This window comes from Bacillus cereus group sp. BfR-BA-01441 (assembly GCF_022663075.1).
Classification (GTDB): Bacteria; Bacillota; Bacilli; order Bacillales; family Bacillaceae_G; genus Bacillus_A; species Bacillus_A cereus.
Genome location: NZ_JAKUEU010000393.1, coordinates 1 through 225 on the forward strand (window position 1 = coordinate 1; position 225 = coordinate 225).

Sequence of the window (225 nt, forward strand, 5' to 3'; positions counted from 1 at the left end):
GAGGACTGAAAATCCTCGTGTCGGCGGTTCGATTCCGTCCCGAGCCACCATTTTGAAGTCGCAAGCCGACTTAGCTCAATTGGTAGAGCAACTGACTTGTAATCAGTAGGTCGGAGGTTCGAGTCCTTCATGGCTCACCATTTACAATTTAATGCGGGTGTAGTTTAGTGGTAAAACAAGAGCCTTCCAAGCTCTGGTCGAGAGTTCGATTCTCTTCACCCGCTT

Annotated in this window: 1 tRNA gene; it reads left to right on the forward strand. The window is 48.9% G+C overall.

Going from position 1 to position 225, the window contains the following annotated elements:
- Positions 1 to 153: 153 nt before the first annotated feature.
- Positions 154 to 224 (forward strand) — tRNA-Gly (locus MR107_RS30970).
- Position 225: the final 1 nt, after the last annotated feature.